Annotated in this window: 1 rRNA gene; it reads left to right on the forward strand. The window is 53.7% G+C overall.

Annotation, left to right across the window (positions count from 1 at the left end):
* A 23S ribosomal RNA gene (locus AC1DMK_RS31205) occupies positions 1 to 350 on the forward strand; the annotation flags it as partial.

Here is a 350-nt window from a genome sequence, read left to right on the forward strand (position 1 = left end):
GGTTGAAGGTTGGGTAACACTAACTGGAGGACCGAACCGACTAATGTTGAAAAATTAGCGGATGACCTGTGGCTGGGGGTGAAAGGCCAATCAAACCGGGAGATAGCTGGTTCTCCCCGAAAGCTATTTAGGTAGCGCCTCGTGAACTCATCTTCGGGGGTAGAGCACTGTTTCGGCTAGGGGGCCATCCCGGCTTACCAACCCGATGCAAACTGCGAATACCGAAGAATGTTATCACGGGAGACACACGGCGGGTGCTAACGTCCGTCGTGAAGAGGGAAACARCCCAGAYCGCCAGCTAAGGTCCCAAAGTCATGGTTAAGTGGGAAACGATGTGGGAAGGCACAGAC

Source organism: Rhizobium sp. 05L419, from assembly GCF_056397845.1.